Below are 7,634 nucleotides of genomic sequence, written 5' to 3'. Positions count from 1 at the left end.
TGTGCGCGAGGCTGGCCGCAAGCCGTGGATCATCCATGGCCATACCTGGGCCCAGGGCGTGCGCCTGGAACAGGTTGGCGAGCTGGACGAGCCCTTTCTACCTCGTGCCAAATGGGCAGCCATCAAGGACGCCGACAAACGCCTCGAAGCCGGGCGTCAGCTGTTTGTTTTCCAGTGCCTGTCCTGCCACAGCGTGGGCGGTCCCATGAATGACATCCGCAAGGCCACGGCCAATGTTTCCACCGTGGGCATGGAGGCCTACCTGACCGGCCAGGGGCATGTCTTCACGCACATGCCGCCCTTTCTTGGTGATGCCAGGGAACGCCGCGCCCTGGCCGAGTATATTACCATTGCCATCAACAATCGCGAACCCGATGACCACAGCTTTGTTGACATCAAGCCCTTGCGCGAGACGCCCCTGCCTTTTGACCCGGATTCGGACGAGTATGTCCTGCTGGCCTGGAATACCTTGGGAATGAAATGCATTTCCGACGCTGACGGTTTTTTTTCGCTCTTGCCTCCGGGCAATGCCCTGGGCGCCGTCCTGATCCGGCGCGGTGAATTTCCGGAGCAGATCGATGGCGAGCCCGTGGTCATCAGTTACGAGGCACCGGCGGACTTTCAGAATCCATCGAGACATGTCGATTTTTGGAAACATGCCCCATCCTTGGTGGGTAAGGATTTGCCGCTGAACGTTTCAACCACGGGTCGGGGCATGAACGGTGACATGACCTACAACGCCCAGTCCAAAATCTTCGAGGCGGTGGGCATTCCCGTGGTTCCCTATTCCGACGACGGTGGCATGAATCCCTATCCCGTGTTCACGGTTGTGGCCAAGGACAAGACTTCCGGCGAGGTGCTGGCGCGAACCAAGGTCGTGGCGCCTGTCGGGGCGGAGATGGGTTGCAAGAGTTGCCATGGCGGTCAGTGGCGCAAGGGCGTGGCCGGTATTTCCGCGGCCACGGCCCAGGGCGTGCTCGATGTTCATGACAAACGCTCCGGCACCACGCTCGCGGCCCAGGCCAAGGCCGGAAAGCCCGTGCTGTGCCAAAGCTGTCATCCCGACCCCCTGCTCAACGCCAAGGGAGATCCCGCGTTATTGAACCTGCCGGCGGCGATGCATGGATTTCACGCTCAGTACCTCAAGGGGCAAGGCGCCGAGGTCTGCGCGCGCTGCCATCCCGACAGCCCCACCGGCGCCACCCGCTGTCTGCGCGACAATCACGCCGCCGTGGGGTTGGGGTGCCAGGATTGTCACGGATACCTCGAGGACCACGCCTTGTCCTTGCTCAAGGCGGAAGCGGACGCTGGCAAGGACCGGGCCAAGCCCTACATGGCCGGGATCGCCGCCAGGCTCGTTGACGATAACGAAGGCATAACCCCCCGCGTCCCGTGGATTCAGGAGCCCGAGTGCATGACCTGCCACGAGGATGGCGCTCCGGATCCGGCCACGGCCTCGGCGTTCAATGCCTGGACCAAGGGGCCGGCCGATTTGTACCGCAACCGCAAGGATGCCATGGAAGCCGTGCCCTGTATTGCCTGTCATGGGGCGCCTCATGCCACCTATCCGGCCACCAATGCCTATGGAGCGGAGCGGGATAGTCTGCAGCCCTTGCAATACATGGGTTTTGCGGCCCCCATTGGCGCCAAGGAGACGTGTGCCGCGTGCCATGTGGAAACCCCGGCCGGAGACGCGCATCATTGATCGACGGACAAGGACGAGTCAGGCGGCGCGGGGACTGTGTCTTCGCGCCGCCTGTTTTTTCGAGGCAGGGCCACCGGAGGTTGTTGGCTGGTCTCGCGTTGGCGACTGCGGCCACCAAACGCGGTCTGGCACTCCGCGCTTGGTGGGTTGGATGTGGGGTGAGAGTCTACAGCCCTTTGCGTTCGAACCAGCGGAACAGGGCCAGGAAAGCGATGATGAAAACGGGAATGATGACCCAGGCAGAGACGCCCAGGGCCTCGGGCAGGCCGATTTTTCCGTAATCAGCCCAGGACAGGACCGTTGCCTTGAAAAAAGGATAGAGTTCCGCGTAGATGGCCGCGCCGGCGAGCATGCCCGCGATGGCGAAGACGGCGTGCCAGCGGCCTTCGCCCAGGGCACCGACGGACGTCCCCGGACAGAATCCCATGACCGCCCAACCAGCGCCGAACAGCGCGCCGCCGACCAGTACCGCGCCGACGTTCATGGCCTTGTGGCTTAGGGTGATGATTCCCGCGCCGGACATGACGGCCACGCCGACCATGCCGACGATGATCGCCGAAAGCATGAATTTAAGGATGGTCATGTCTTTGAGGAGCATGGCGTTGACCTGTTTTTCAAAACGCAGCACCCGGCCCTTTTGCAGCAAGAAGCCAAACGCGATACCCGTGATCAGTCCGAGCAGTTGGGCGGTGTTCATTTGCTCCTCCTTGGGTAAATCAGGGCCGCGACCAGAATGCCGACGCCAAAAAACATGGCCACCGCGGCCAGACCGCTGACGGACAGCTGCATCATGCCGCTCAATCCGTGTCCGCTCGGACAGCCGCTGGCCATGCGCGCTCCGATCATGGCCACGATCCCGCCCAGAAACGCGCCGACCGCGCGCGTCGTCACGGATGATCCAAAGCGTTCCCGCCAGACTGGCGGCACGCTCTCCAGCTTGAAGCTTTTGTCCGTGACCGAGGAGAGCAGCGAGCCGATGAAAATACCGAGCACGAGCATGAATTGCCAATCCACGCGGACTTTTGTCTTGATGAAGTAGTCATTGGTCGCGACGTGTTCCGGAGCCACGGCCTCTTCCACGATTCCCGTGGCGCGCACGAAGGTTGTCGAGGCGCCCAGATAGCTTGATTTGCCGAGAAAGGTCGTGGTGGCGTAGACCGAGACCAGGGCCAACACGCCCACCAGGGCGCCGGCGAGATACGGGCTCCAGCCACCGTCGGGTGTTTTCCATGTCATGTCGTATCCTCCTTGTGTTCTGGTTTTCTACACGAAACATCCTGAATTGTGTAGGGTTGTGGGCAAGAATGTAAAGAGGCCCGGTGATGTTGGGCCGATCGTCTTGACGGGTCCTTGCTTGCGGCCAGAAAGGGGCCCGCGTAGAAGAACGGAAAGTTGAGACAGGGAGACGACAATGCGGACAAAAGACGTGACCGGCATGGTCATGGAGTTGGGAGAGGTTCTGCGGCGGGCCGGGATGCGCCTGGCCACGGCCGAATCGTGCACGGGAGGGTTGGTGGCCAGCACCTTGACCAATGTCGCGGGCAGTTCGGAGTGGTTCGAGGGCGCGGTGGTGGCCTATGACAACCGGGTCAAGATGAAGCTTTTGGGCGTGCCCGAGGAGGTCTTGATCCGCCATGGCGCGGTCAGCTCCGAATGCGTCGAGGCCATGGCGCGGGGTATTGCCGCGTTGATGGATGTCCAGGTCGGGCTCGCCATATCCGGAATTGCCGGGCCGGGTGGCGGCAGCGTCGAAAAGCCCGTGGGCACGGTTTGGATTGCCTGGACCGTGTCGGGGCGGGTTTGGAGCCGCAAGCATCTTTTTTCCGGAGATCGTTTGAATATCAAGGGGCAAAGCATGGCCGCGGCTCTGGATGGATTGCTCGCGACCATCAAAAACGGCGCGTTCTGACGAACGCGCCGCAAAAAAACAGGAGTGGCTCTGGCCGGGATCAGTTCAGGTAGTCGCCACGGTTGAATTTGTATTCTTCCGTGGTGGTCAGGATGTCCAATTCTTCAACCATGCTGTGCAATTCCTGCCTTGAGGCGGGATTGGTGGCGAGATCGTTTTTGACCTCCTGGATGTCTTGCCGGATGTCGGTCAGGAGGTGGTAGCCCTCGCGCAGGCTTCCTCCCTCCGCGCCAAGTGTCTGGGAATAATTTTCCCATTTGGAAAGCAGGGTATCCATTTTTTCCATGACCGTCTGCTCTGTGGGTTGTTGCAGCATCGAGGCGTGCAAGATTTGGTCAAGGCCTGCCATCGGCACGACCGGCGTTGCGCCCGATGCTGCCTGAACGGGAGTTTCCGTGTTCATTTCCTGGGTCAGAGCCTGCGCGAATCCGTCGCCGGAAGTGGATCGGGCTGTGTTTTTTTGCTGGAGCTGCAGGGCAGCGATTTGTTCCGGAGTGATTTTCATGGCCATCTCCTTCCTTTTTGCCTCTGTCTGAAGCAAGGACTCTGCCAAGGAAATAATGGTTTAAATTTATGGATGTTATTAATTTTTGCTGGGCGTGGGCGGCAAGGTTTGCCGAGATAGCAGCCCGTGAGCGACACAAGCGGCATACCAACGGGCGTACTCCCCGGTCAATGCGTTCCGGGAGGCGGGCATGAGCGCGCCATGGGAAGAGGCGGCCCTGGCCTTGCGTCGCGGCGAGCTGGTCATCTACCCGACCGAGACTTTTTACGCCCTGGGCTGTCTGGCGACGTTGCCCAAGGCCGTGGAGCGCGTGTTTTATCTCAAGGATCGTCCTCTGGACAAGCCCTTGCCCCTTATTCTCGCCGACTGGGACATGGTGGCGCGTTTCACCCGCCTCGATCAGGCCGCCTTGGCCTTGGCCCAAGTTTTTTGGCCGGGCCCGCTGTCGATCGTGACGCCGGTGGTGGCGGCGGTTTGTTCCCTGGCCAAGGACGGATTTGGACGTTCGGCCGTGCGCATGACCCCGCATCCCCTGGCCCGGGCTCTTTGTCGTGCCGCCGGTGCGCCCTTGGTTTCCTCCAGCGCCAACAAAAGCGGGCAGGCCGCGGTGGCCGATCCCCATGTGTTGGATGTGGAACTCGCCCAGAGCGTTTTGGTGCTCGACGCTAGGCCTTGGCCCGAAGGCAGGGCGCCGTCCACGCTGGTCGAGCTCGTGGACGCGGACACGGTGCGGATTCTACGGCCGGGCGCGTTGTCAAGGGAGGATTTTGCCAGACACGGATACGTGGTCGCGATGTAGGAGTACAAAAAATTTGTTGGCTCTTGACGGCCTGTCAATGAATGAGGAGGACGTGGTTTAAAAATTTGTATTGGATTTGAACCAGGTGCTGGGAGATGATAATTTTTTTTGCCTTTGATTTAATGTAGTTATTGTCTTTTTGTATTGGCCGGAGTGGCTTGTTTGGATTTGGCCCGCCCTTTGCTTATTAGAAAACAACTTCCTCTTTTTGCCAAAGTCGGCCCCCGTATCGGGTGATACGGGGGCCGATTTTGCTTTGGCATCGGCCCAATTTTTCCCTCCTTGACCTTGGCGTATCCACCGTTTGCCGCGAAGTGCCCGGATTCCGGCCACGCGTTGGACTCATGCGCCGTGTCGGGCTGGTTCAATATTTTTGACCACGCGTTCATGGGTGTGACTTTTTGTGTTTGGGGCTTCAAGTCTTGGAAGGATGGTGCTATCCGTGCGATCAAGATTCACAAGCCTTTCGCCAAGAGAAGGAGTTTTTGTCGTGCATTCCTTGACCCTGCCTTGTCCGCATTGTGGTGGCGCCGTGCCCGTGCGGAATCCATTCCCAACCGTGGATATTCTTGTGTACCGGCCCGGTCTGGGCGTTTTGCTTATCGAACGGCGTAATCCACCTCATGGATGGGCCTTGCCAGGAGGCTTCATCGATTACGGGGAAAGCGCGGAACAGGCCGCCGTGCGCGAGGCTCGCGAGGAAACGGGCCTGGAGGTACGCTTGACGGGCTTGCTTGGCGTGTATTCCGACCCGCGCCGGGACCCCCGCTTCCACACCTTGAGCGTGGTTTTCATGGCCGAAGCCGCCCCCCTGGCATCACCTCTGGCCGGTGACGACGCTCGGTTGGCCCGCTTTTTCCCGCTGGACGGGCTGCCCGAAATGGCGTTTGATCATCGCAAAATCCTTGATGATTATGTCAAACTTACGGGAAGGAGCGTATGATCAACCCACCCCACGACATCGTTTTTCTGACCTCGGAAATGTACCCTTTTTCCAAGTCCGGGGGGCTGGCCGATGTCATGGGCATCCTGCCGCTCACGCTGTCGCGAATGGGCGCGCGCGTGGCCGTGATCACCCCTTTTTACGGTCGCCTGTCCACGGGCCATTATCCCGTGCGTCTGGCGTACGAAAATTGTCCGGTGGGGTATCCCTGGCCGGACTCCACTGCGGATATCTATCGGGCCGATTATCACGGCCTGCCGGTGTATTTTATTGAGCGGGGGGAATACTTCGACCGCCGCCATTACTATTGCACGCACAAGGGTGACTATTTCGACAACGGCGAACGGTTCATCTTTTTTTGTCGCGCGGCCCTTTGCGCCATCCGCTATCTGCACATGGGCACGCGCATTGTGCATGCCCAGGACTGGCACGCCGGGCTGGCCATGGCATATCTGGCTTTTTGGCGTCGGACCGATCCGTTTTGGGCCGGGATGCGCACGGTCATGTCCATTCACAACCTCGCCTACCAGGGGCGGTTCTCCTACCGCATTTTCGAACAGTCGGGATTGCCCTTGGACGCCTGGAACATGGAAGGCGTGGAGTTCCACAGCAGTTTCAATTTTCTGAAAGCCGGTATCGCCTATGCCGACAAAATCACCACGGTCAGCCCGAGTTATGCCCAGGAAATCATGACCGCGGATTTTGGGTGCGGCCTGGAGGGCATTTTGAGCCGTCGCGCCGCGGATCTGGTCGGAATTTTGAATGGCGCGGATTATTCCATCTGGAGCCCGGAGCATGATCCCGTGCTCGAAAGCACCTATTCCAAGGATGATCCGGACGGAAAGGCCCAGTGCAAGAGGTATTTGCTCAAGACGCTCAAACTCGACCCCAAGCTCGAGCATCGTCCCGTGCTTGGTTTTATTGGTCGTTTTCGGGGACAGAAGGGCATCGACCTGATTCTCGACATCATTCCGGAACTGATGAAACTCGATGTCGGCCTGGTCGCGCTGGGCGAGGGAAGACCCGAATTCGAGGACCGCTTCGTGCGCATCATGGAAGATTACCCTGGCCGGGTCGTGGGCGTCATCGGCTACACCGAGGAAATGTCCCATCTCATCCAGGCCGGGGCGGATATTTTTCTCATGCCCTCGCGCTACGAACCCTGCGGCCTGACACAAATGTACAGCCTCAGTTATGGTACGCCGCCAGTGGCTACCGCCGTGGGTGGGTTGCTGGACACGATCACTCCCTATCCCGCCCCTGGTGCCAATGGGTTTATTTTTCCCGAGGCCACGCCCGAGGCCCTGCTGGAGACCGTGCGGCAGGCGGTCGAAGCGTGGCGGAACACGTCGGTTTGGAAGGATATCCAGCGTAACGCCATGGCCGCGAATTTTTCGTGGGAAACCTCGGCCAAGCAGTACATAGAGGTTTACACGTCATTGCGCGGCGATCTTGCTCTTTGACGGAGGTCTCGATGAGCATCGAAAAAAAATATATGAAATCCAAAAAAATGTGCAAGGTTACATTCCGTCTGTCCAAATCCGAAACAGGTGGCGCCCGGACGGTTTTTCTGGTGGGCGAATTCAACGACTGGGCCATTCGCGCCACGCCCATGAAAAAACTCAAGGACGGCTCCTTCAAAGTTGTTCTCGATTTGCCCGTGGGCCAGGAATACCAGTTTCGCTATCTTTTGGACGATGACCGATGGGAGAATGACTGGAGCGCGGACGGCTATGTTTATAGCGCCTACGGCAACTGCGAAAATTCCGTGAT

At 59.4% G+C, this 7,634-nt stretch carries 8 protein-coding genes; 5 read left to right on the top strand and 3 right to left on the bottom strand.

Annotation, left to right across the window (positions count from 1 at the left end):
- Positions 1-1,871: 1,871 nt before the first annotated feature.
- On the bottom strand, positions 1,872-2,402 hold the full coding sequence (locus tag EOL86_10470; GenBank protein NCD25995.1) for a YeeE/YedE family protein: 531 nt from the start codon (positions 2,400-2,402) through the stop codon (positions 1,872-1,874).
- A complete protein-coding gene (locus EOL86_10465) occupies positions 2,399-2,941 on the bottom strand; it encodes a YeeE/YedE family protein (protein ID NCD25994.1) in 543 nt (180 codons plus the stop codon). The genes EOL86_10470 and EOL86_10465 overlap by 4 nt, the downstream gene beginning before the upstream one ends.
- Positions 2,942-3,116: 175 nt before the next feature.
- Between EOL86_10465 and EOL86_10460 the strand changes: the two genes are divergently transcribed.
- Positions 3,117-3,614, top strand: a complete 498-nt coding sequence (locus EOL86_10460) for a CinA family protein (protein ID NCD25993.1) — start codon at positions 3,117-3,119, stop codon at positions 3,612-3,614.
- Between the two features lie 40 nt (positions 3,615-3,654).
- Here the strand turns inward: EOL86_10460 and EOL86_10455 are convergent, their stop codons facing one another.
- A complete protein-coding gene (locus tag EOL86_10455) occupies positions 3,655-4,119 on the bottom strand; it encodes a hypothetical protein (GenBank protein NCD25992.1) in 465 nt (154 codons plus the stop codon).
- Between the two features lie 190 nt (positions 4,120-4,309).
- Between EOL86_10455 and EOL86_10450 the strand changes: the two genes are divergently transcribed.
- The 4 genes from EOL86_10450 to EOL86_10435 form a co-directional block, all read left to right on the top strand.
- Positions 4,310-4,918: a threonylcarbamoyl-AMP synthase gene (locus tag EOL86_10450; protein NCD25991.1), complete on the top strand. Its 609-nt coding sequence runs from the start codon at positions 4,310-4,312 to the stop codon at positions 4,916-4,918.
- A gap of 430 nt (positions 4,919-5,348) precedes the next feature.
- Complete coding sequence (locus EOL86_10445; GenBank protein ID NCD25990.1) at positions 5,349-5,861, top strand: NUDIX hydrolase; 513 nt, start codon at positions 5,349-5,351, stop codon at positions 5,859-5,861.
- The gene (gene glgA, locus EOL86_10440) at positions 5,858-7,324 is read left to right on the top strand and encodes a glycogen synthase GlgA (GenBank protein NCD25989.1); all 1,467 of its coding nucleotides are present in this window, start codon (positions 5,858-5,860) and stop codon (positions 7,322-7,324) included. The genes EOL86_10445 and glgA overlap by 4 nt, the downstream gene beginning before the upstream one ends.
- 11 nt (positions 7,325-7,335) lie before the next feature.
- Positions 7,336-7,634 (top strand): glycoside hydrolase (locus EOL86_10435; GenBank protein ID NCD25988.1); only part of this gene is annotated, 299 nt, incomplete at its 3' end.

The organism is Deltaproteobacteria bacterium, from assembly GCA_009930495.1.
Classification (GTDB): Bacteria; Desulfobacterota; Desulfovibrionia; order Desulfovibrionales; family Desulfomicrobiaceae; genus Desulfomicrobium.
This window is presented reverse-complemented; position numbering and strand designations above follow the sequence as displayed.